General features: G+C 39.1%; 22 protein-coding genes. 21 read left to right on the forward strand and 1 reads right to left on the reverse strand.

The genetic code is table 11. From position 1 onward, the window contains the following. The 8 genes from rsmB to spoVM all read left to right on the forward strand — a co-directional run bounded on the left by rsmB (nucleotide 1) and on the right by spoVM (nucleotide 7708). Nucleotides 1-1350 (forward strand): 16S rRNA (cytosine(967)-C(5))-methyltransferase RsmB, encoded by a 1350-nt coding sequence (rsmB, locus tag V7150_RS05765; RefSeq protein ID WP_335514744.1) that lies wholly within the window; start codon nucleotides 1-3, stop codon nucleotides 1348-1350. Between the two features lie 3 nt (nucleotides 1351-1353). Beyond that, on the forward strand, nucleotides 1354-2445 hold the full coding sequence (rlmN, locus tag V7150_RS05770) for a 23S rRNA (adenine(2503)-C(2))-methyltransferase RlmN (protein ID WP_335514748.1): 1092 nt from the start codon (nucleotides 1354-1356) through the stop codon (nucleotides 2443-2445). Between the two features lie 5 nt (nucleotides 2446-2450). Continuing rightward, nucleotides 2451-3200 (forward strand): Stp1/IreP family PP2C-type Ser/Thr phosphatase, encoded by a 750-nt coding sequence (locus V7150_RS05775; RefSeq protein WP_335514946.1) that lies wholly within the window; start codon nucleotides 2451-2453, stop codon nucleotides 3198-3200. 6 nt (nucleotides 3201-3206) lie between these two features. Beyond that, on the forward strand, nucleotides 3207-5186 hold the full coding sequence (gene pknB, locus V7150_RS05780) for a Stk1 family PASTA domain-containing Ser/Thr kinase (RefSeq protein WP_335514751.1): 1980 nt from the start codon (nucleotides 3207-3209) through the stop codon (nucleotides 5184-5186). Between the two features lie 99 nt (nucleotides 5187-5285). Further along, nucleotides 5286-6167, forward strand: a complete 882-nt coding sequence (rsgA, locus tag V7150_RS05785) for a ribosome small subunit-dependent GTPase A (RefSeq protein WP_335514753.1) — start codon at nucleotides 5286-5288, stop codon at nucleotides 6165-6167. 1 nt (nucleotide 6168) lies between these two features. After that, entirely contained in the window at nucleotides 6169-6813 is a 645-nt protein-coding gene (gene rpe, locus V7150_RS05790; protein ID WP_335514755.1) for a ribulose-phosphate 3-epimerase, read from the forward strand. A gap of 59 nt (nucleotides 6814-6872) precedes the next feature. Beyond that, entirely contained in the window at nucleotides 6873-7520 is a 648-nt protein-coding gene (locus V7150_RS05795; RefSeq protein WP_335514758.1) for a thiamine diphosphokinase, read from the forward strand. Between the two features lie 104 nt (nucleotides 7521-7624). After that, entirely contained in the window at nucleotides 7625-7708 is an 84-nt protein-coding gene (gene spoVM / locus V7150_RS05800; protein ID WP_308184389.1) for a stage V sporulation protein SpoVM, read from the forward strand. 211 nt (nucleotides 7709-7919) lie between these two features. On the opposite strand, the gene rpmB is transcribed toward spoVM, so the two are convergent. Next, a complete protein-coding gene (gene rpmB, locus V7150_RS05805) occupies nucleotides 7920-8108 on the reverse strand; it encodes a 50S ribosomal protein L28 (RefSeq protein ID WP_007087786.1) in 189 nt (62 codons plus the stop codon). Nucleotides 8109-8393: 285 nt separating this feature from the next. Between rpmB and V7150_RS05810 the strand changes: the two genes are divergently transcribed. The 13 genes from V7150_RS05810 to ftsY all read left to right on the forward strand — a co-directional run bounded on the left by V7150_RS05810 (nucleotide 8394) and on the right by ftsY (nucleotide 23553). Then, complete coding sequence (locus V7150_RS05810) at nucleotides 8394-8756, forward strand: Asp23/Gls24 family envelope stress response protein (RefSeq protein ID WP_283922595.1); 363 nt, start codon at nucleotides 8394-8396, stop codon at nucleotides 8754-8756. A gap of 15 nt (nucleotides 8757-8771) precedes the next feature. Next, on the forward strand, nucleotides 8772-10454 hold the full coding sequence (locus V7150_RS05815) for a DAK2 domain-containing protein (protein WP_335514763.1): 1683 nt from the start codon (nucleotides 8772-8774) through the stop codon (nucleotides 10452-10454). Between the two features lie 126 nt (nucleotides 10455-10580). Beyond that, a complete protein-coding gene (sdaAB, locus tag V7150_RS05820; RefSeq protein ID WP_335514765.1) occupies nucleotides 10581-11243 on the forward strand; it encodes an L-serine ammonia-lyase, iron-sulfur-dependent subunit beta in 663 nt (220 codons plus the stop codon). 27 nt (nucleotides 11244-11270) lie between these two features. Beyond that, entirely contained in the window at nucleotides 11271-12155 is an 885-nt protein-coding gene (sdaAA, locus tag V7150_RS05825; RefSeq protein ID WP_335514768.1) for an L-serine ammonia-lyase, iron-sulfur-dependent, subunit alpha, read from the forward strand. Continuing rightward, nucleotides 12152-14200 (forward strand): ATP-dependent DNA helicase RecG, encoded by a 2049-nt coding sequence (recG, locus tag V7150_RS05830; protein ID WP_335514771.1) that lies wholly within the window; start codon nucleotides 12152-12154, stop codon nucleotides 14198-14200. The genes sdaAA and recG overlap by 4 nt, the downstream gene beginning before the upstream one ends. Nucleotides 14201-14353: 153 nt before the next feature. Next, nucleotides 14354-14920, forward strand: coding sequence for a transcription factor FapR (gene fapR, locus V7150_RS05835; RefSeq protein WP_335514774.1), 567 nt, complete (start codon nucleotides 14354-14356; stop codon nucleotides 14918-14920). A 12-nt stretch (nucleotides 14921-14932) separates the two neighbouring features. After that, complete coding sequence (plsX, locus tag V7150_RS05840) at nucleotides 14933-15937, forward strand: phosphate acyltransferase PlsX (protein ID WP_335514953.1); 1005 nt, start codon at nucleotides 14933-14935, stop codon at nucleotides 15935-15937. A 13-nt stretch (nucleotides 15938-15950) separates the two neighbouring features. Next, nucleotides 15951-16898, forward strand: a complete 948-nt coding sequence (gene fabD, locus V7150_RS05845; protein ID WP_335514777.1) for an ACP S-malonyltransferase — start codon at nucleotides 15951-15953, stop codon at nucleotides 16896-16898. Further along, nucleotides 16895-17638 carry a 3-oxoacyl-[acyl-carrier-protein] reductase gene (fabG, locus tag V7150_RS05850; protein WP_335514779.1) on the forward strand — a complete coding sequence of 248 codons (744 nt, stop codon included), beginning with the start codon at nucleotides 16895-16897 and terminating at the stop codon, nucleotides 17636-17638. Before fabD ends, fabG begins: the two co-directional genes overlap by 4 nt. Nucleotides 17639-17787: 149 nt before the next feature. Further along, the gene (acpP, locus tag V7150_RS05855) at nucleotides 17788-18021 is read left to right on the forward strand and encodes an acyl carrier protein (protein WP_098528750.1); all 234 of its coding nucleotides are present in this window, start codon (nucleotides 17788-17790) and stop codon (nucleotides 18019-18021) included. Nucleotides 18022-18185: 164 nt separating this feature from the next. Beyond that, on the forward strand, nucleotides 18186-18926 hold the full coding sequence (rnc, locus tag V7150_RS05860; protein WP_335514783.1) for a ribonuclease III: 741 nt from the start codon (nucleotides 18186-18188) through the stop codon (nucleotides 18924-18926). Nucleotides 18927-18980: 54 nt separating this feature from the next. Continuing rightward, nucleotides 18981-22547 (forward strand): chromosome segregation protein SMC, encoded by a 3567-nt coding sequence (gene smc / locus V7150_RS05865; protein ID WP_335514786.1) that lies wholly within the window; start codon nucleotides 18981-18983, stop codon nucleotides 22545-22547. Between the two features lie 19 nt (nucleotides 22548-22566). Next, nucleotides 22567-23553, forward strand: coding sequence for a signal recognition particle-docking protein FtsY (ftsY, locus tag V7150_RS05870; RefSeq protein WP_335514788.1), 987 nt, complete (start codon nucleotides 22567-22569; stop codon nucleotides 23551-23553). The last annotated feature ends 180 nt before the right edge of the window (nucleotides 23554-23733 follow it).

Raw genomic sequence — 23733 nt, forward strand, 5'->3', positions numbered from 1 at the left:
ATGACTTCTACAAAAAAAAATGTACGTGCCATCGCCATGGATCTTCTTGTAACAATTGAGAAAAATCAATCATACAGCAATTTGCTTCTTAACAATGTGATTGAAAAAAACGATTTGTCCGCAATCGACGTCGGCTTACTAACAGAGTTAACTTATGGAACATTACAAAGACAAATGGCGCTAGACTTCTTTTTAAAGCCATTCATTAAAGACAATAAGAAGCTAGCGAGTTGGATCCACCATTTACTTAGACTCACGCTATACCAAATGGTTTACCTTGATCGAATTCCAGATAGAGCCGCTATTTACGAAGCGGTGGAAATTGCCAAAAAACGCGGCCATAAAGGAATCGCCAGTTTGGTAAATGGAGTATTAAGAAGCATTCAGAGAGAAGGACTCCCATCTTTTAGTGAGGTTTCTGACCCTGCCGAAAGATTATCACTTGAAACGAGTCACCCTTTATGGCTTGTGAGCAGGTGGATTCACCAATTTGGTTATGACAAAATAAAAGAAATGTGTGAAATTAACTTAACAGCACCATTGCAAACAGCAAGAGTGAATCTCACAAAGATTTCTAGAGACGAATGTGTGGCAATTCTAGAAGAAGATGGTTTTCAAATCGAAAAAAGTCCCATCATTCCTGAGGCGATAAGGTCGCTAAAGGGAAACTTAGCTTCCACAATTGCCTTTAAATATGGATTGTTAACAATACAAGATGAAAGTTCGATGCTTGCCGCCTATGCATTAGGCGCAGAGCAAAATGAATTTGTCCTGGATGCTTGTGCAGCGCCCGGAGGTAAAAGTACACATATCGCTGAAAAAATGCAAAATACGGGTGAAGTAATCTCCGTTGATCTTCATCAGCACAAAGTAAAATTAATCAATGATAATGCCCGACGGTTAGGATTATCAAATATAAAAACAAATGTTTCGGATTCAAGACTTTTACGGGAAAAGTTCAAGGATGAATCATTCAATCGAATTCTACTCGATGCTCCGTGCTCTGGCCTTGGCGTGATGAGAAGGAAGCCTGACATGAAATATACAAAAACAGAACAGGATATTGGCCGTTTAAGTAAAATTCAGCAACAGCTGCTAACATCTGTTGCTCCATTATTGAAAAATGGCGGCATACTTGTTTATAGTACATGTACAGTAGATAAACAAGAAAATGAATACACAGTAAAGACATTTTTAGAAAATAATCCTGAGTTCGAAAGCGATGAATCGTTTAAAAGCAGGATGCCTAAAGCCATTCAACCATTAGTAATGGGCAATGATCTGCAAATATTCCCTCAGGATTTTGGATCAGATGGTTTTTATATTGCAGCATTAAGAAAGAAGGTGTGAAAGTTGGAACAATTGAATACAACTGAGACAAAAACAACAATGGACATAAAGAAAAAATCTATATACTCACTGGAGCTTCACGAATTAAAAAACTGGCTGTCAGAGAATGGAGAAAAGCCGTTTCGTGCTGAACAAATATACGATTGGCTTTATAAAAAAAGAATTACTGCTTTTGAAGACATGAGCAATTTATCTAATGGCTTGAGAGAAAAGCTATCGAGTCATTTTCAAATTACCACATTAAATACAGTCATCCAACAAACATCCTCTGATGGAACGATTAAATTCTTATTCGAGCTTCAGGATGGATACTCAATTGAAACAGTGCTAATGCGCCATGATTATGGAAACTCTGTATGTGTTACAACACAGGTTGGCTGCCGGATTGGCTGCACCTTTTGTGCCTCTACACTTGGCGGCTTAAAAAGACACCTCGAAGCAGGAGAAATTGTTGCACAGGTGGTCAAAGTGCAGCAGGCTCTTGATGAAACAGAAGAGCGAGTGGACTCAGTGGTGATTATGGGGATCGGTGAGCCGTTCGATAACTACGACAACATGCTTGCCTTTTTAAAAATCATTAATCATGACAAAGCACTAAATATTGGGGCTCGCCATATCACTGTTTCGACAAGTGGAATCGTCCCAAAAATTTATCAATTTGCTGATGAAAAGACGCAAATAAATTTTGCTATTTCCTTGCACGCTCCTAATACGGAATTACGATCAAAGTTAATGCCGATTAACAAGGCGTATAAACTTGATGACTTAATGAAAGCGGTACGGTATTATATCGATAAGACTGGACGCCGAATTAGCTTTGAATACGGACTTTTTGGCGGTGTGAATGATTCAACTGAGCATGCAGAGGAGTTGTCAGAACTATTAAAAGGAATCAAATGCCATGTGAATCTTATTCCGGTTAACTATGTTCCTGAAAGGGACTATGTACGTACACCCAGAGACAAAATTTTTGCTTTCGAAAAAACATTGAAAAAACGTGGGATTAATGTGACAATTCGCAGAGAGCACGGTCATGATATTGATGCAGCATGTGGACAACTTCGTGCAAAGGAGCGGAAAGAGGAGACGAGGTGACGATAGTGAAGGCTGTTTATAAGACGGATAAAGGCAGAGTTCGCCAAAATAATGAGGACAGCGGTGGAACTTTTGTCAACCGGGATGGTCAGCGCCTAGCCATTGTAGCAGATGGTATGGGCGGCCACCGAGCCGGTGATGTGGCAAGTAAAATGAGCGTGACCCATTTGCAAGAATTGTGGGAACAAGCAGAAGGTTTTCAAACGGCAGACGATGCTGAAAAATGGCTTCAAACTCATATTCTCGAGGTAAATCAATTGGTTTTTGAACATGCAAATAACAATGAAGAATGTGATGGTATGGGCACAACGATTGAAGCTGTGATTGCCACAAATCATTTTGCTACGATTGCCCATGTTGGTGACAGTCGTTGTTATATTTTCAATGATAGCGGGTTTCAGCAGTTGACTGAAGATCATACACTTGTAAATGAATTAGTGCGAACAGGGCAAATATCCAGGGAGGATGCCGAGCATCATCCGAGAAAAAATGTTATCTTACGTGCAATAGGTACTGAGCCGGATGTAAGAATAGATACTAAAACGATTATGTTTGAGGAAGGAGACATCCTTCTTTTATGTTCTGATGGATTGTCGAATAAAGTAAAAGAAGAAGAGATGGTTTCTATACTTCAAACTGAGGACTCACTGGAAATAAAGGCTTCATCACTGATTAACTTGGCAAATGAAAATGGTGGAGAAGACAACATCACCCTTATCATACTAGAGTTTGATGATCATAATGAAAGAGGGTGAAGATAAATGTTAATTGGGAAAAGAATTAGCGGCCGTTATAAAATTCTCGATATGATTGGTGGAGGCGGCATGGCCAACGTCTACCTTGCCCATGACATGATCCTTGACCGCGATGTAGCAGTAAAAATGCTTCGGCTAGATTTTGCAAATGATGAGGAGTTTATCCGTAGATTTCACCGCGAAGCACAATCGGCAACAAGCCTTGCTCATCCCAATATTGTTAATATTTTCGATGTTGGCGAGGAAAATGATCTTTATTATATTGTAATGGAGTTTGTTGATGGTCACACACTTAAGCAATACATACAGCAAAATTCCCCATTAAGAGTGGAAGATGCAATTGGAATCATGAGACAACTTACTTCAGCGATTTCTCATGCCCATCAAAACCATATTATTCATCGTGATATAAAACCACATAATATTTTAGTTGATCATGATGGTAATGTGAAAATTACAGATTTTGGTATTGCGATGGCACTAAGTGCTACAAGTATTACACAGACCAATTCTGTATTAGGTTCGGTTCATTATTTATCACCAGAACAAGCAAGAGGCGGAATGGCAAACAGGAAGTCTGATATTTATTCATTAGGGATTGTGATGTTTGAGTTATTGACAGGAAGGCTTCCGTTTTCAGGGGAGTCGGCTGTATCAATTGCCTTGAAGCATCTTCAATCAGAAACACCTTCTGTAAGAAGATGGAACCCTGCTATTCCACAAAGTGTTGAAAATATAGTCCTAAAGGCTACTGCCAAAGATCCATTTCATCGTTATAACAGTGTTGATGAAATGGAAGAAGATTTACGAACAGCACTTAATCCGGAGAGGATGGATGAACCAAAGTTTTCCATCCCAATTGATAATGAAGCTACAAAGGCAATACCGGTTATAACAGATAACCAGCCCCTAAAGAATCTAGATGAAACATTAGTGCATAGTAACGAAAAATCCGTACCTAATCCGAAAAAAGCAGAAAAAAAAGGAAAAGATAAAAATAAAAAAAGAAAAAAGTGGCCGATTATCTTAATATCTACCTTCCTAGTACTTGCCATTCTTGGATTATTAACTTTTATATTTTTACCTGGAATGATGTCTGCAAAGGACGTGAAAATACCAGATATAAGTGGTATGAATGTAGATGATGCCATTTCCGAGCTTAAGCTAAAAGGATTAGCGGCAGGAAATAAAATTGAGATTATCGATGAAAAAGTAAAAAAGGGAAGAATAATCAAGACTAATCCGGAAATTGGCACTACGGTAAAGGAAAATTCCAAAATCACTCTATATATTAGTTCAGGAAAAGAAAAATATGAACTATCTGATTATGTAGGACGGCAGTATGAAGATGTTCTCCGTTTACTTGATAATCAGAATTTTAAAGATATAAAGAAAATTGAGAAGACCGATGACAGTGACCCAGGAACCATTATCAACCAAAATCCTTCTGGAGGGAAAAAGGTTGTTCCAGAGGAGACAGTCTTAGAGTTTGAAGTTAGCAAAGGTCCGGAAAAAATTGTATTAAAGGATTTAACCCAATACAATTTACAAGGCGCTCAGGATTATGCTTCATTGGTAGGACTGAATTTAGACGCCTCACAAGAACAATTTGATGAAAAAATTCCTAAAGGCATGGTGATATCCCAATCACCTGTAAAAGGTACAGAAATGAAAAAGGGCGACAAGGTTACGGTAATCATTTCAAAAGGGAAAGAGGAAAAACCTCCAAAAGAGGTTATCATTGATCTAACAATTCCATATGAACCAGCTGTTCCAGGTCAGCCTGGCCAAAAACAATTGGTTACAATATTCATTGAGGATATGGGACACAGCATGACAGAGGCGGCAGATACCTTTTATATAACAGAAAATAAAAAAATACCAATTAAATTATTAATTCCATATGGCGGAAAAGCCGGATACAAAGTCATTCGTGATTCCCAGGTCATTTTCGATGAGAAGAAATACTATTCAGAAACAGAATAGTTAGTATTGCATTCTACTGAATAAAAAGGAATGAATACGCTCAAATTCTAAAGGGGAAAAAGTAATTACACGGTAAGTAACAGGGCAAGGAGTGTGGCTATGCCTGAAGGAAAAATTGTCAAAGCATTAAGTGGTTTTTATTATGTTCTTCATGATGAGAACTTAATCCAATGTCGAGGAAGAGGAGTATTTCGAAAAAACAAAATTTCCCCGCTTGTGGGGGATGAGGTCGTTTTTCAAGCTGAGAATGATTTGGAAGGTTACATTCTAGAAGTGAAAGAGCGGAAAAATGAATTAATCCGACCGCCGATAGCGAATGTGGATCAGGCCATTCTTGTTTTTTCTGCGGTGGAGCCAGACTTCAGTACGGTTTTATTGGATCGTTTTCTTGTTTTGGTCGAGTTTAATCACATTGAACCACTAATCTGTATTACCAAGATTGATCTTACTAATAATGATCAAATGCAGATGATTTCACAATACGCTGAACAATATAAAACTGCTGGCTATGAAGTAATTTTAACTTCCTCTGAAACTGAAGCAGGAATTGAACAATTAAATCCACATATAGAAAATAAAATATCTGTCTTTGCCGGGCAATCAGGTGTGGGGAAGTCATCATTACTGAATGTCTTAAGACCTGACCTTGAATTAAAAACCAATGATATATCGTCCCATCTTGGAAGAGGAAAGCACACAACAAGACATGTGGAGCTCATGAAGATCGGTAATGGACTTATTGCCGATACACCGGGCTTTAGCTCATTGGAATTCACCAACATTGAAGCGGAAGATTTATCATTTTGCTTTCCTGAATTACTAAGAGCGAGTGAGAATTGTAAATTTCGGGGCTGTTTACATGTGACAGAGCCAAAATGTGCTGTGAAGTCAGCGGTTGAGTCCGGTGAAATCCCCGAGTATCGTTACGAACATTATGTGGATTTCCTACAGGAAATTAAAGATAGAAAGCCGAGGTATTAACATGGTAAAAATAGCACCTTCAATTCTTTCTGCCGATTTTTCAAAATTGGGGGAAGAGATTCTAGCAGTTGAAAAAGGAGGAGCAGACTACATTCATATTGATGTCATGGATGGTCATTTTGTTCCGAATATAACGATTGGACCCCTTATTGTTGAGGCTATTCGTCCGATTACGAAGCTGCCGCTAGACGTGCACTTAATGATTGAAAACCCTGATCAATATATTGAGGCCTTTGCTAAGGCGGGGGCGGATTATATTACTGTACACGTGGAAGCATGCCGGCATCTTCATCGGACCATTCAAAATATCAAATCTTTTGGGATCAAGGCTGGCGTAGTATTAAATCCGGCTACTCCAGTGGAATCCATTCAACATGTAATCGGGGACATTGATATGGTATTATTAATGTCAGTCAATCCTGGTTTTGGGGGTCAAAAATTCATTCCTGAGGTTCTTCCGAAAATAAGAAAAGTCAAGGAAATGGCTGAACAAAAAGGAGTAAACCTGGAGATTGAAATTGATGGCGGTGTCAATCCAGAGACAGCGAAACAATGCATGGAAGCCGGTGCCAATGTCCTCGTTGCAGGCTCGGCAATTTATAATCAACCAGATTACGCAAAAGCCATATCATTAATTAGAGGGTAGTCTGAAAGAAAGCCGGGTATTATGCTCGGCTTTTTGCATAGTGAAAAGGAGTAAATAAAATGGTTATTAATATTCTTGCTGGAGGCCCTGTGGAACTGCTGCCTGATTTAACGGAATTTGAAGCGGAAAATGCCATCTGGGTCGGTGTCGATCGCGGGGTCTTTCATTTGCTAAAAAGAAACATTAAACCCGCGATTGCTTTTGGTGATTTTGATTCCGTTTCACAGGAAGAGTTACACTTTATTGAAAGCAAAGTTACAGAATTAAAGAGGTTTAAACCAGAGAAAGATGAAACAGATATGGAACTTGCCCTCAACTGGGCATTAGATCAAGAACCAAGGACCATTCGTTTGTTTGGAGCAACAGGCGGCAGACTTGATCATTTATTTGCAAATGTTCACCTCCTGCTTAATCCGCTAAAAGAAAAACATTCAGCTGATGTCTGCTTAATTGACCGGAATAATATAGTCTTTTTAAAGGAGCCAGGAAGTTATAAAATCACTAGGATGAAAGATAAAAAATATGTATCTTTTGTGCCTTTAACGCTAAATGTCCGTGATATAACACTAGAGGGCTTTAAATTTCCTTTGAAGAATCGTCATATTTCCCTTGGATCAACACTATGTATTAGTAATGAACTTATTAATGATTATGGTACTTTTTCATTTTCCGAAGGCATATTAATAGTGATAAGAAGTCACGATTAATAGGCATTACTATTAGGTACTAATTTCGTTCGTTTGAATAAAATGGTAGGGCGTACGAAAAAGGTAAATGGAATAAGCCGGGGAGATTTGTGAGGAGGGACAGTATGAAATTTTATACAATTAAACTGCCAAGATTTTTAGGCGGAATAGTCCGGGCGATGATTGGTGTGTTTAAGAAGAACGAATAGAATTTTTAACAATTTTTCGGAATGGTAAAATTTTTCATGTTCCTAAAGGCACCTATTAAAAATTTGGGTGCTTTTATTTTGTTCGATAGGGAATAGTAATGGAATCAGGTTGGAAATTGTTCTTTTTTGTTCAATATTTGTTTAACACCCAAGAAGTTTTTTCGCCTATCCAAAAAGAAAGAGCACCCTAATTTAGGATGCTCAGGTCTTATTATACGCGTTCTACTTTACCGGATCTTAACGCTCTTGCAGAAACCCAAACACGCTTAGGCTTTCCATCAACAAGAATACGAACTTTTTGTAGGTTAGCACCCCATGTGCGCTTATTAGCGTTCATAGCGTGAGAACGTGCGTTACCAGTTGTTGTTTTCTTTCCAGTTACTACACATTTACGTGGCATAATGATTTCCCTCCTTAACTACCCAAAGCTTTATACAGCAATCATTAAGATGCTTTATCAGGATATAGAAAATTGTCAAATGCAAATTTTCTAGTCTTAAGATACTTTAATAATTTATCATACAACTTACCCGAATGCAATAGTAAACCTTTCAAGAAAAAATCCTTGACATAGGTAATAAATAAATGCTCTTATAGTAAACAGGCAGGTATGACTTTCAATATTGGATTGACTATAGTAAAATGACTGTAGTCAAGGAGCAATTTTCCAAAGGGGGAACGATTCATGTCCATTGAATTAAAAACAAAGTACGGACAAATTGATATTTCAAACGAAGTAATTGCTACGATTGCTGGTGGAGCGGCAATCGAATGTTATGGAATCGTCGGTATGGCCTCTAAGAATCAAATTAAAGATGGAATTACGGAAATATTAAGAAAAGAAAACTTTACTCGGGGCGTAATTGTGCGCCAGGAAAATGAGGCATTACATATTGATATGTACATTATTGTCAGCTATGGAACGAAAATTTCCGAAATTGCAAACAACGTGCAATCAAAGGTTAAATACACCCTCGATAAGACAGTTGGACTTGCCGTTGACTCGGTCAATATTTACGTTCAGGGAGTTCGTGTGACGAACCTGTAGTTAGGAGGAAAGTTTGTGTCAATAACAGCATTAGATGGAAAACGTTTTGCAGAGATGGTGATTCAAGGTGCGAATCATTTAGCTGTGAATGCAAAAATGGTTGATGCCTTAAACGTTTTTCCTGTGCCCGACGGTGATACGGGAACAAATATGAATTTATCAATGACCTCCGGGGCGAAGGAAGTAAAAAATAATGTTCAGGAACATATTGGTAAAGTAGGGACAGCCCTTTCCAAAGGCTTGCTTATGGGAGCACGCGGAAATTCAGGTGTCATTCTCTCACAGCTATTTCGAGGATTTTCTAAGGCAGTTGAAACGAAAGCGAAAATTTCCGGGAAAGATTTTGCCAATGCCTTAGAGGCAGGAGTAGAAACAGCTTATAAAGCTGTCATGAAGCCTGTTGAAGGAACCATTTTAACAGTAGCAAAGGACTCTGCTAAAATGGGACTTCAAGCTGCTCAAAAATCAGATGATATTATTGTCATTATGGATGAAATACTAAAAGAAGCAAAGGCATCCCTAAAGCGTACACCAGACCTGCTTCCTGTTTTAAAGGAGGTCGGTGTTGTTGATAGCGGTGGACAAGGACTTGTTTTCGTTTATGAAGGTTTTCTCGCTGAACTAAAAGGGGAAAAGCTGCCGGAATCATCAGACCTGCTTCCTTCTATGTCGGAAATGGTTAGTGCTGAACATCATAAAAGTGTTCAAGGCCATATAAACACTGAAGATATTGTTTTTGGCTATTGTACAGAATTTATGGTTAGGTTTGAACAGGACAAAACTGCAAAACATCCATTCAATGAAGTTGTTTTCCGAAATGACCTAAGTAAATTAGGGGACTCGTTATTGGTAATTGCCGATGAGGATGTAGTTAAAGTTCATATTCACTCCGAACAGCCGGGAGAAGTATTATCTTATGGTCAGCGTTATGGCAACTTAATTAATATGAAGATTGAAAACATGCGTCAGCAGCATTCCAACATTGTTGGTGAAACACAAACTGCACTCGTCTCAGATCGTCCCAAGGCTTCAAAAGAACTACAGGAATATGGCATTGTTACGGTTTCTATGGGATCAGGGATTGCAGAGTTATTTAAAAGTATTGGGGCGCATGCTGTCATTGAAGGCGGCCAAACAATGAATCCAAGTACGGAAGATATTGTAAAAGCTGTAAAGGAAGTTCATGCGAAAAGGATTTTTATTTTACCAAATAATAAAAACATCATAATGGCCGCAGAACAAGCTAAGGATGTCTCAGATGAAGATATTTATGTGATTCCATCTAAAACTGTTCCGCAAGGACTTTCGGCATTGCTTGCATTCAACCCTTCAGCAGATGTAGATACGAATGAAGCAGCGATGAAGGAAGCATTACAGAATGTTAAAACTGGTCAAATCACCTTTGCAGTCCGCGATACCTCAATCGATGGCTTAGAAATTGAAAAAGATGATTTCATGGGAATTTCTGAAGGTAAAATTGTGGTAAAAAACAAAGATAAAGGGAAAGTGGCAGAAGACCTTTTAACCAAGATGCTTGATGAGGATTCCGAAATCTTAACCATCATTTATGGTGAAGACGTGACCGAAGATGAAGTAACCCAGTTGGCACAATTTGTGAAAGAAACCTTTGCTGATGTGGAAGTTGAAATTCATAATGGTGGTCAGCCATTATATTCATTTATCTTTTCAATTGAATAAGGAACAGCTAAAATAGAAGGGGGCCTAAGGGTCACACCCTTCTTTTTTTGTATATACTTATATAATAAATGACTTAATTTAAAAAAATAATATTTTATAGATTATTTCGCAAAGGGAGAGAATGTTGTGAAATATAGAAGTGTGTTCGATATCATTGGTCCAGTGATGATTGGCCCATCAAGTTCGCATACAGCTGGAGCAGCAAGAATAGGAAGAGTCGCAAGAAGATTATTTGGCAGGGAGCCAAAATGGGCCAATATTTCCTTGTATGGTTCATTTGCTAAAACATACAAGGGGCATGGGACAGATGTAGCCATAGTTGGAGGGTTATTGGATTTTGATACCGACGACGTTAGAATCATCAAAGCAATTGATATTGCCAAGGAAAAAGGCATGAAGTTAATGTTTATCGAAGAAGATGCCATTATGGATCACCCTAATACCGCAAGAATTATTGTTGGTGATCATGATGGTGAACTTGAATTGGTAGGAATCTCGATCGGTGGCGGGAAAATTGAGATTATTGAGTTAAATGGCTTTGAATTAAAATTATCTGGAAACCATCCCGCTATCCTGGTTGTTCATAATGACCGTTTTGGTGCGATTGCAAGTGTCGCCAATACACTCGCGAAATACGAATTGAATATAGGCCATATGGAGGTTGCTCGTAAAGAAAAAGGGAAGATGGCGCTAATGACAATTGAAGTTGACCAAAACATTGATTATAAAATTCTCGAAGAACTTGAACAGCTTCCAAACATATTAAAAGTTACTAAGATTGTAGATTAAAAATACAGCAGGAGAGGGGGCGTATTTGTGTTTCGCAATGTAGCTGAATTAGTTGAACTCGCTGTTAGTCAGAATAAAAAAATCTCTGAAATCATGATTGAACAAGAAGTATCTGTAACCGGCCGTTCAAGAGAAGAAATTTTAACTCTTATGGACAGGAACCTGACCGTTATGGAGGATGCCGTTGAGCGTGGAATCAAAGGGGTAACTTCACACTCAGGATTAACGGGCGGTGATGCGGTGCTGCTACAAAAATATATTGAAAAAGGAAACTTTTTAACTGGTGAAACGATACTTGATGCGGTAAGTAAAGCAGTTGCAACAAATGAAGTAAATGCGGCTATGGGGACAATTTGTGCGACGCCAACAGCAGGTTCTGCGGGAGTTGTTCCAGGAACATTATTTGCGGTAAAGAAAAAGCTGAACCCCACTAGGGAGCAAATGATTTCCTTCCTTTTTACTGCTGGTGCGTTCGGTTTTGTTATGGCTAACAATGCTTCTATATCCGGTGCAGCGGGCGGTTGTCAGGCTGAGGTCGGTTCTGCAGCAGGGATGGCAGCGGCCGCAATTGTGGAAATGGCTGGCGGAACTCCTGAACAATGTGCAGAAGCTATGGCAATTACTTTAAAGAACATGCTTGGTTTAGTTTGTGACCCTGTTGCCGGCCTTGTTGAAGTCCCTTGCGTGAAACGAAACGCAATGGGGGCGGCCAATGCCATGGTTGCAGCCGATATGGCTTTAGCAGGAATTACTAGCAGGATCCCTTGTGATGAAGTGATTGATGCTATGTATAAAATTGGGCAATCCATGCCGACAGCACTAAAAGAAACAGCGCAGGGGGGGTTGGCGGCTACACCGACAGGACGAAAACTTGAAGCGAAGATCTTCGGTAAACCGCCGAAAGAAAAGTGAATTCAAATCTAAATCAATCAGTAACGGCACTAAGGGGAGTTGGGGAAGAAACGGCTGATGCCCTTGCGGAAATGAATATATATACGATTCAGGATTTATTGGAATATTTCCCTTACCGTTATGAAGACTATACGCTAAAGGATTTGACAGAAGTACAGCATGATGAGAAATTGACAGTGGAGGGGAAGGTTCACAGCGAGCCTTCTCTTGTCTATTATGGAAGGAAGAAATCAAAGCTGACTTTCCGGCTTTTCGTAGGAGCAAATTTAATTAAAGTAATCTTCTTTAACCAGCCGTATTTAAAAAATAAAATCAGCATCAATGAAACCATCACGGTAACAGGTAAATGGGATGCCCACCGTCAAACAATCACAGCGAATGAAATGCAGACTGGTCATAACATGAAAACAAAAGATTTTGAACCAGTTTACTCGTTAAGAGGAAAAATAAAGACCAAAGGAATGCGGAAATTTATTCATCTTGCTTTTCAACAATATGGTCATACCATCGAAGAGACTCTTCCGGCAATTCTTTTACAGAAATATCGGCTATTAAACAGACACGATGCCATCAAAACCATGCATTTTCCCAACAACCCAGATGAAGTGAAACAGGCAAGACGGCGTTTTGTCTATGAGGAATTTCTTTTGTTTCAATTAAAAATGCAGGCATTACGGAAATTTGAACGGGAGCATTCCCCTGGAATTAAGCAAACCTATAACTTGAAGAAATTGAAGGAATTTATAAATAGTCTTCCCTTTCCATTAACGAATGCCCAAAAAAGGGTTGTTAATGAGGTGTTAGCGGAACTAAAATCGCCATACCGTATGAATCGTCTATTGCAAGGGGATGTAGGTTCCGGGAAAACGGTTGTAGCTGCAATTGGTTTATACGCTAGTGTGACAGCAGGCTACCAAGGGGCTCTAATGGTACCTACCGAAATTTTGGCTGAGCAGCATGCAGATTCATTAAAAATTTTATTAGAACAGTTTAAAGTGAAATGCGAGCTTTTAACGAGTTCCATAAAAGGGAAACGGAGAAGGGAAATCCTTCAAGAGCTGGCAGATGGAAAACTAGATATTCTAATTGGTACGCATGCCCTTATTCAGGAAGAGGTGACGTTTAAAAAACTCGGTTTTGTTATTACCGATGAGCAGCATCGGTTCGGTGTGGAGCAGCGGAGAGTGCTGCGGGAAAAGGGAGAAAATCCTGATGTCCTATTCATGACTGCAACACCGATTCCGAGGACACTTGCGATTACAGTCTTTGGCGAAATGGATGTCTCGATCATCGATGAGATGCCAGCAGGCAGGAAATCGATTGAGACTTACTGGGCAAAACCGGAAATGCTTGAGCGCGTTCTTGCTTTTGTTGAGAAAGAATTAATAAAGGGGCATCAGGCATATGTTATCTGCCCATTAATAGAGGAGTCTGAGAAGCTCGATGTGCAAAATGCGATTGATGTGCATACAACGTTAAGCACCTATTTCCAAAAACGTTATCAAGTTGGCCTTATGCACGGCCGCTTAACATCCGAGGAAAAGGATTCCGTCATGAAGGCATTTAGTACGAATGAAGTTCAAGTGCTTGTTTCCACTACTGTTGTAGAAGTAGGGGTGAATGTACCGAATGCAACCATGATGGTTATTTATGATGCCGAACGGTTCGGACTTTCTCAGCTCCACCAGCTTCGTGGGCGTGTAGGGCGTGGAAGCGATCAATCATACTGTATTTTACTTGCAAGCCCAAAATCAGAAGTAGGCCAAGAGCGGATGAGGATTATGACCGAAACAAATGATGGATTTGTACTTAGTGAAAAGGATTTAGAACTTAGGGGGCCAGGCGACTTTTTTGGAAAAAAACAAAGCGGGATTCCAGAATTTAAGGTGGCTGATATGGTTCATGATTATCGTGCACTTGAAACTGCAAGAAGTGATGCTTCCATGCTGATTCAGTCGAAAAGTTTTTGGACTGCCCCTGAATATCAATATTTAAGATATAAGCTTGAAGAATCAGGTGTTTTAGAAGGGGAAAAACTGGATTAATCCAACTTTTTTCTTCTTAAAACATCCAAATAAAGAGTACAAAGAGGGAAAAGCAGATAGCGGGTATAGTAATTTTATGCTTGCAATCTGCTTTTTTAAATTTTATACTACTCTTAGTACCTAGTCATAAGATCTCGGACGGTGTGAAAAATTATGAGAAGAAGCAAAAAGGAACGTCAACACTTATTAACCATTACTATTAATGATAATCCTTTTATTACTGATGAAGAGCTGGCGGAAAAATTTCAAGTAAGCGTACAAACGATTCGTCTTGATCGCTTAGAATTATCGATACCGGAACTCCGCGAACGGATTAAAACTGTCGCAGAGAGACGTTTCGAAGATGAAGTCCGCTCATTACCGCTCGAAGAAGTCATTGGGGAAATTATTGATATAGAGTTAGATCAAAGCGCAATTTCAATTTTTGATGTAAAAGAAGAACATGTCTTTAAGCGTAATAACATTGCCCGGGGCCATCATGTATTTGCCCAGGCGAATTCTCTTGCGGTAGCAGTTATTAATGATGAATTGGCATTAACAGCAAAAGCAAATATTCAATTTATACGGTCGGTAAAATTAAATGAACGCGTTATTGCCAAAGCACGAGTAACGAAAATCGATGAAAATGTTGGCAGAACGTTTGTCGAAGTGAAAAGTTTTGTGAATAATGAACTTGTTTTTACCGGAGAATTGGAAATGTTCCGTTCGAAAAATCGTTAAAGGATGAGACAAATGAAATTAGCAATTGATGCAATGGGCGGAGACAATGCCCCAAAAGAAATAGTTTTAGGTGCGATGAAAGCCGTTCAGGCTTTTTCTGATATACATATAACGCTTGTCGGGGACGAAAACAAAATAAAAGAAACGCTAACAAGTCATGAGAGGATTTCTGTTTTACATACAACGGAGGTTATTCTTGGGACGGATGAACCAGTTAGGGCAGTTCGGCGGAAAAAAAATGCATCGATGGTTTTAGCTGCACAGCAAGTAGCAGATGGGGCAGCAGATGCATGTATTTCTGCAGGAAATACAGGGGCATTGATGGCAGCAGGTCTGTTTGTAGTTGGACGAATTGAAGGCATAGACCGGCCCGCATTAGCACCGACACTGCCAACTATTGGCGGTGAGGGATTCCTGCTATTGGATGTTGGTGCAAATGCAGATGCAAAGCCAGAACATCTACTGCAAAATGCCATTATGGGTTCCATTTATAGCAAGAAGGTTAGAGGTATTGCTAAGCCAAGGGTTGGACTTTTAAACATTGGCACTGAAGAAAAGAAAGGTAACGAATTGACAAGGCATGCCTTTGATCTTTTAAAAAGTGCCGATTTAAATTTTGTTGGTAATGTTGAAGCAAGAGACTTACTTGAAGGTGTTGCGGATGTAGTTGTTACCGATGGTTTTACCGGCAATATGGTTTTAAAAACAATTGAAGGTACTGCCCTTTCAATGTTTAAAATGTTGAAAACCGCATTAATGAGCAGTTTTACCAGTAAATTAGCTGCTGCAGTGCTGAAGCCAAATCTAAAGACATTGAAAAATACTTTAGATTACTCAGAATATGGCGGTGCAGCCCTGTTCGGCTTAAAGGCTCCGGTTATCAAGGCCCATGGATCGTCGGATGCACAAGCAGTATTTAGTGCCATCAGACAAACAAAGGAAATGGTAAGTAACGATGTTGGTAAGTTAATTAAACAAGCAGTCGAAGAAACTAATACTTTTAAAATAGAACATTAAAAGGGGTGCAGACATGGGGAAAATAGCATTTGTTTTTCCAGGACAAGGGTCACAAACGGTTGGAATGGGAAAGGATCTGGCGAAAAAACACTCCGAGGTAATGGAATATTTTTCAAAAGCTGACAAAAGGTTAAATGTGCCATTAAGCAATTTAATATTTGCAGGGCCAAAAGAAGAATTGACGATCACCTATAATACCCAGCCAGCGCTGTTAACAACAAGTATCGCTATTTTAGATTACTTCAGCAAATCTGGAGTGAAAGCTGATTTTGTTGCAGGTCATAGCCTTGGAGAATATTCTGCTCTCGTTGCAGCGGGTGTATTATCCTTTGAAGATGGTGTGTATTCCGTTAGAAAGCGCGGAGAGTTTATGGAAAATGCCGTTCCAAATGGAGAAGGCTCAATGGCTGCGGTATTAGGTCTAGACCGTGAACCCCTTGCAGCAGTTGCAAAAGAAGTCAGCGAATCTGGTTTTCCTGTTTCATTAGCCAATTTAAACTGTCCAGGGCAAATTGTAATCTCTGGTTCTCGAGAAGGCGTAGAACGTGCAGGTGTAAAGGCAAAAGAAGCTGGGGCAAAGAGAGTGCTGCCATTAGAGGTCAGCGGTCCATTTCATTCGACATTAATGAAACCTGCTGCAAATGAATTACTTGCTGTCCTAGACGGTATTGAAATGAAAGATGCGTCCATTCCTGTAGTTGTGAACGTAACTGCTGAACCAGTAAGTGTTGCTTCTGAAATTAAAGATAAATTAATTGAACAACTTTACTCTCCAGTGTTATGGGAAGATTCAGTCGTGAAAATGATTGACCTTGGTGTGGATACATTTATTGAAATTGGCCCAGGAAAGGTTCTTTCAGGCTTAATTAAAAAAATTAATAAGACAGTTAAAACATATGCGGTTTCTGATGAGGAAAGCGCTCAGGCAGTTTTTGAAGCCTTAAAGGAGGATAACATATGAATTTAACAGGTAAAGCAGTTTTGGTAACAGGTGCATCTCGTGGAATCGGCAGAGAAATCGCCTTGGAACTTGCTAGACAAGGCGCCAATGTAGCGGTGAATTTCTCTGGCAGTGAAGCAAAGGCAAATGAAGTGGTTGACGAAATAAAGACACTTGGCAGGGATGCATTTTCCGTAAAATGTAATGTAGCAAATGCCGAAGAAGTCGGAGAAATGGTAAAGGCAGCAATTGACCGATTTGGTAAGCTTGATATTCTCGTTAATAACGCAGGAATTACGAAGGATAATTTATTAATGAGAATGAAGGAAGAAGAATGGGATGATGTGATCAACATTAACCTAAAAGGTGTTTTCCTTTGTACAAAAGCAGTAACCAGGCAGATGATGAAGCAGCGCGTGGGCCGCATTATTAATATTGCTTCCATTGTTGGTGTAAGTGGAAATCCAGGACAAGCAAATTATGTCGCTGCAAAAGCAGGAGTCATCGGGTTAACAAAAACAACAGCAAAAGAGTTAGCATCGAGAAATATTACCGTAAATGCGATTGCTCCTGGCTTCATTACAACTGATATGACCGATAAATTACCTGAAGAAGTAAAAGCAGAAATGTTAAAACAGATTCCGTTAGGAAGATTAGGAGAGCCTAAAGATATCGCTAAAATGACTGCATTTTTAGCTTCAGATGACTCATCCTATATAACAGGTCAAACCTTCCATATTGATGGTGGGATGGTAATGTAAATAGAAAAGCGAATGCGCCTAGAACAGGGGCTTATGACCCCTAGGCGCTGAAGCTAGACAGTTCTCAAAGTTCAATGCAAATTTTATTAAAACATGGTGTATTATTTTAATGAAATACTCTATAATAGCTTGAGGGGAGGTGAACAAGTATGGCAGAGGTATTAGAACGTGTTACAAAAATCATCGTTGACCGCTTAGGTGTTGATGAATCTCAAGTTAAGCTTGAAGCTTCATTTAAAGATGATCTTGGCGCTGATTCCCTTGACGTAGTTGAACTAGTAATGGAATTAGAAGATGAGTTCGATATGGAAATTTCTGACGATGATGCTGAAAAAATCAGCACTGTTGGTGATGCTGTTAATTACATAAATAGCAGTAAGTAATCACGTTAGATTTATTCATAAAGCCCCGTTTTCAAACGGGGCTTTATTTTGTATGATAGAACTTGGTGGAGCAAACTATCTGCCAAGTTTCTTTGCGTTTTCGCAGGAAGTTTTTTAAACTAATAATTGGGTAGTTTGTAAATTAGATGCAAGGTGGAGACTTTATGCGCAAGTACAGTAAGGAAAAAGAGTTTAACAATCGCGCAAAAGAAAATCAATTTAAGGATTTTCAGGTTACAATCGGAATTAAAATTGAAAATGAGAAATTATTAAAACAAGCTTTTACTCATTCATCCTATGTGAATGAGCATCGCAGAAAGCCTTTCGAAGATAATGAAAGACTTGAATTTTTAGGAGATGCAGTCCTCGAGCTTACGGTTTCACAGTTCCTTTTCAAAAAATATCCTACGATGACGGAAGGAGAATTGACGAAGCTACGTGCTGCAATTGTTTGTGAACCCTCACTTGTCGCTTTTGCTAATGAGCTCGAATTTGGAAAACTTATTTTGCTCGGCAAAGGAGAGGAAATGACGGGTGGACGTGAGCGCCCTGCCTTACTTGCAGACGTTTTTGAAGCATTTATTGGGGCTCTTTATTTAGATCGAGGAATTGAAAAGGTTATAGAATTTCTTGAAAAAATTGTTTTTCCTAAAATAAATGCAGGTGCTTTTTCTCATGTGATGGATTTTAAAAGCCAATTACAGGAACTTATTCAACGGGATGGTACTGGCATGATTGAATATCGTGTCCTCCAGGAAAAAGGTCCTGCCCATAATAAGGAGTTTGTTTCAAGAGTATCCTTAAATGGTGAAGAACTGGGAATTGGGACTGGAAAATCTAAGAAAGAAGCGGAACAGCATGCCGCTCAAATGGCACTTAGCGTATTAAAAGCAAGGTCAACCTAGAAATGACAAATGTTTGCAGGAGAAATCCCCGTGCAGCATAGGGAGGATAAAGAAATGTTTTTAAAACGATTGGACATTATTGGCTTTAAATCTTTCGCTGAACGAATTGAAGTTGATTTTGTTCCTGGAGTAACGGCTGTAGTGGGTCCAAATGGCAGTGGCAAGAGTAATATTACTGATGCTATTCGCTGGGTTTTGGGTGAACAGTCTGCAAAGTCTCTAAGAGGCAGTAAGATGGAAGATATCATTTTTGCCGGAAGCGATTCAAGAAAAGCTCTTAATTATGCTGAGGTAACGCTTACATTAGACAATGCTGACCAAGGATTAGGAATTGACTTTAATGAAGTGAGCGTGACAAGAAGGGTCTCCCGTTCAGGTGAGAGTGAATTTTTCATCAATAAACAGCCGTGCCGGCTAAAGGATATCATTGATTTATTTATGGATTCAGGTCTTGGCAAAGAAGCATTTTCGATTATAAGCCAAGGAAAAGTCGAAGAAATATTAAATAGCAAAGCGGAAGACCGTCGGACCATCTTCGAAGAGGCGGCAGGAGTTTTAAAATATAAAAACCGCAAGAAAAAAGCGGAGGTTAAACTGTTTGAAACACAGGACAATTTAAACCGTGTAAATGATATTTTACATGAGCTTGAAAGTCAAGTGGAACCACTGAAAATTCAAGCGTCAATGGCAAAAGACTATTTAGAGAAAAAAGAGGAACTTGAAAAAATAGAGGTTGCTGTAACAGTTTTTGAAATCGAAGACCTTCACCAGAAATGGGAAAACCTTTCAAAGCAGCTTGAGGAGCATCAGCAGGAAGAACTGAAGCTATCTTCCGATCTTCAAGTAAAAGAAGCAAAAATAGTTGAAATAAGAGACAGGATTTCGGCATTAGATGAATCGATAACCGACTTGCAAAATGTTCTTCTGCATGCAAGCGAGGAACTTGAAAAGCTTGAAGGCCGTAAAGAAGTTCTAAAGGAACGGAAAAAAAATGCTGCTCAGAACAAAGAGCAGTTAAAAGAGAATATTTCGGAACTTACTGAGCGAATCAGCCAGCTTAAGAAAAACCGCGATTTACAGGCTGAATCTTTTAAAGATTTAGGAGAACAAGTAAAAAAATTACAGTTTGAGCTAAAAGAAAAACAGCAAAAACTACAATTATTTACGGAAAATATTGAGGAAAAAATTGAAAGTTTAAAAAGTGAATATATCGAGATGTTGAATGATCAGGCTGGTGCCAAAAATGAAATAAAATACATTGACCAGCAATTAGAGCAACAGGAAAGAAAAAGTTCACGTCTTGATGCAGAAAATGAAAAATATCTTCAAGAACGTCAAATTGCCCAAAGCAAAAAGGCAGAAATTCAGGCTGCATTAGAAGAAATTCAAGCCAAATTAGCTGACCAGGTTGTTACTTTCCGTGAGCAGCAACGTAAGCTTGAATCAGTAAAAAACAATTATCAAAAACAAGAAAAGACGTTATATCAAGCATATCAACTTCTTCAGCAAGCAAAGTCGAGAAAAGAATTGCTTGAGGAGATGGAAGATGATTACACTGGCTTTTTCCAAGGTGTCAAAGAAGTCCTTAAGGCGCGCGGGAATAAATTAACGGGAATCGAAGGGGCCGTTGCTGAGCTAGTAACCGTTCCAAAAGAGTATGAAACCGCACTCGAAACAGCGTTTGGCGGTGCTCTTCAACATATTGTTGTCGATAACGAGTTAAATGCACGAACAGCTATTCAATATTTAAAACAGAATTCATTTGGACGTGCGACCTTTTTACCGTTAAGTGTCATGAAAGGACGATCATTATCTTCGGCACAATTGTCATCTATTCAAAACCATCCATCCTTAATCGGACCAGCCGTTAGTCTTGTTAAATTTGACCAAAAGTATGCTGAGGTTATGAATAACCTTCTTGGTAATGTTGTCATTACGAAAGATCTTAAGGGGGCTAATGAATTAGCAAAAATTCTTCAGTACCGTTGCAGGCTGGTGACACTTGATGGTGATATCGTTAATCCTGGAGGATCAATGACAGGTGGTGCGACAAAACAAAAATCATCTTCCCTGTTAACAAGAAAAGGTGAGCTTGAAAATTTAATAGAAAAGCTTGTTGTGATGGAAGAAAAAACAACTAACTTAGAAAATGTTGTCAAGACATTAAAAGAAGACGTGCAAAAGTCAGAGCAGCAGCTTGATGAAATTCGTCAGGCCGGCGAGGATTTAAGACTTCGTGAGCAATCAGTGAAGGGTGACTTGAGGGAAGCTGAGCTCGGTGAAAGGAATATCAATGATCGTTTAGCGATATATGATCTTGAAAAAGGGCAGTTTTCTGATGAAAAAGAAACGTTAATAAAGCGAAAAATGGAATTATCAGAAGCAATTGGGACCTATAGGGTTTCGATTGCTGAACTTGATACGCAAATAACGAAATTAACGGAACAAAAAACAATTGATCTGTCATCAAAAGAGACTCTCACCAACGAAATAAATGATTTGAAGGTTGAGTTTGCTTCCAAAAACGAGCAATATACAAATGCGCAGGATCGATTTGCTCTTATTAGCAAAGATCTAGAAGAAAGTGAACAAAAGCTGACAATATATACAGAAGATCTTGACTTATTAACATCAGAAATGACGAACAGCTCTTCAGGAGAAGAACAAATAGAAGCAGCGGCAAAGAGAAAACAGCAGGACAAGGAAGCCACCTTACAGTTAATTACAGCAAGAAGACAAGAACGGTTATCTTTGCAAGATTCCTTGGAAGACACGGAGCTTTCGGCAAAAGAGCTAAAGAGACTCCATAAAGGAATGATTACAGTCTTAAAGGATGAGGAAGTAAAAATAAACCGCTTAGATGTAGAGCTTGAAAATCGTCTCGATCACTTAAGGGAAGAATACCTTTTATCGTTTGAAGCTGCTAAGGAACAGTTTCCATTAACGGTTCCGGTAGATGAAGCAAGGAAAAAAGTCAAACTAATTAAGCTTGCCATCGAAGAAATCGGAAATGTCAACCTTGGGGCCATTGAGGAATATGACCGTGTCTCAGAACGCTATGTGTTCTTAAATGAACAAAAGACAGACCTCCAGGAAGCAAAAGACACCCTCTTCCAGGTCATTGAGGAAATGGATACAGAAATGAAAAAACGCTTCGAACAAACCTTTGAGGGGATTCGAGAGCATTTCGAACCAACATTCCGAACCCTTTTCGGCGGCGGAAGAGCAGATTTAGTTCTAACTGTTCCAGATGATCTATTGAATACTGGTGTTGAGATCGTTGCCCAGCCACCTGGTAAAAAGCTGCAAAATTTAGGTTTATTATCAGGAGGAGAACGTGCGTTAACAGCCATTGCCCTGTTATTTTCTATTCTAAAGGTACGTCCTGTTCCGTTCTGTATTCTTGATGAGGTGGAAGCTGCCTTGGATGAGGCTAATGTCTACCGCTTCAGCCAATATTTAAAGCACTATAGTACCGAAACTCAATTCATCGTCATAACCCATCGCAAAGGGACGATGGAGGAAGCAGATGTTCTTTACGGTGTCACCATGCAAGAATCTGGTGTTTCAAAACTTGTTTCTGTCCGTTTAGAGGAAACAAAGGAACTTGTTGAATTATAATTTATGAGGAAGTGAAATAATGAGTTTTTTTAAAAAATTGAAAGAAAAAATCACGAAACAGACTGATACTGTAACAGAAAAATTTAAGGAAGGACTTACAAAAACACGAGACAGTTTTTCAGGAAAAGTAAATGATCTTGTTGCCAGGTATCGTAAGGTTGATGAAGATTTTTTTGAAGAATTAGAAGAAATATTAATTCAGGCGGATGTCGGATTCGATGCAGTAATGCAGCTGATTGATGAGCTCAAGATGGAAGTGAAACGCCAAAACATTCAGGACCCACAAGAGGTTCAAAGTGTTATTTCTGAGAAGCTAGTTGATATTTATAATGCTGGTGAAGAACAATCGTCAAAATTAAATATCCAGGAGGATGGGCTGACAGTTATCCTGTTTGTTGGGGTTAATGGTGTTGGAAAAACAACGACGATTGGTAAACTTGGACATAAGTTCAAAAGTGAGGGTAAGAAAGTCGTGATGGCCGCAGGCGATACATTCCGGGCTGGAGCCATCGAACAGCTTGAGGTCTGGGGCGACCGAGTTGGTGTCGATGTGATTAAGCAGACAGAAGGCTCAGACCCTGCAGCGGTCATGTATGATGCCATTCAGGCAGCTAAATCCCGCAAAGCCGATATTTTGCTATGTGACACAGCTGGCCGATTGCAAAACAAAGTGAATTTGATGAAAGAGCTTGAAAAAGTAAAGCGAGTCATTGAAAGGGAAATACCGGGTGCTCCCCATGAAGTAATTCTTGTACTTGACGCAACTACAGGTCAAAATGCTCTAATCCAAGCAAAAACCTTTAAAGAAGCAACTAACGTAAGTGGGATTGTCCTATCAAAATTAGACGGAACAGCCAAAGGCGGCATTGTTCTTGCTATTCGAAACGAATTGAAAATACCGGTTAAATTCGTTGGGCTCGGTGAAAAAATGGATGATCTTCAAGAATTTGATGCCGAAAAATATGTTTACGGATTATTTGCTGACCAGGTAGAAAAAACCGAATAATACACTGTAAATAATTGAAACAGTAGCATTCTTGCTGCTGTTTTTTTTTACAGAATAAGATTATATTGCATTTTTTTGCCAAAGGTGTAAAAATACACTAAAGTACATTTTAAGGGGGATAATGGAATAATAAATATTTTTAAAAAATTGTAGTGTAATAGACAAAATTATTCGTCTATT

The organism is Neobacillus drentensis, from assembly GCF_036965245.1.
GTDB lineage: Bacteria > Bacillota > Bacilli > Bacillales > Cytobacillaceae > Neobacillus > Neobacillus drentensis_G.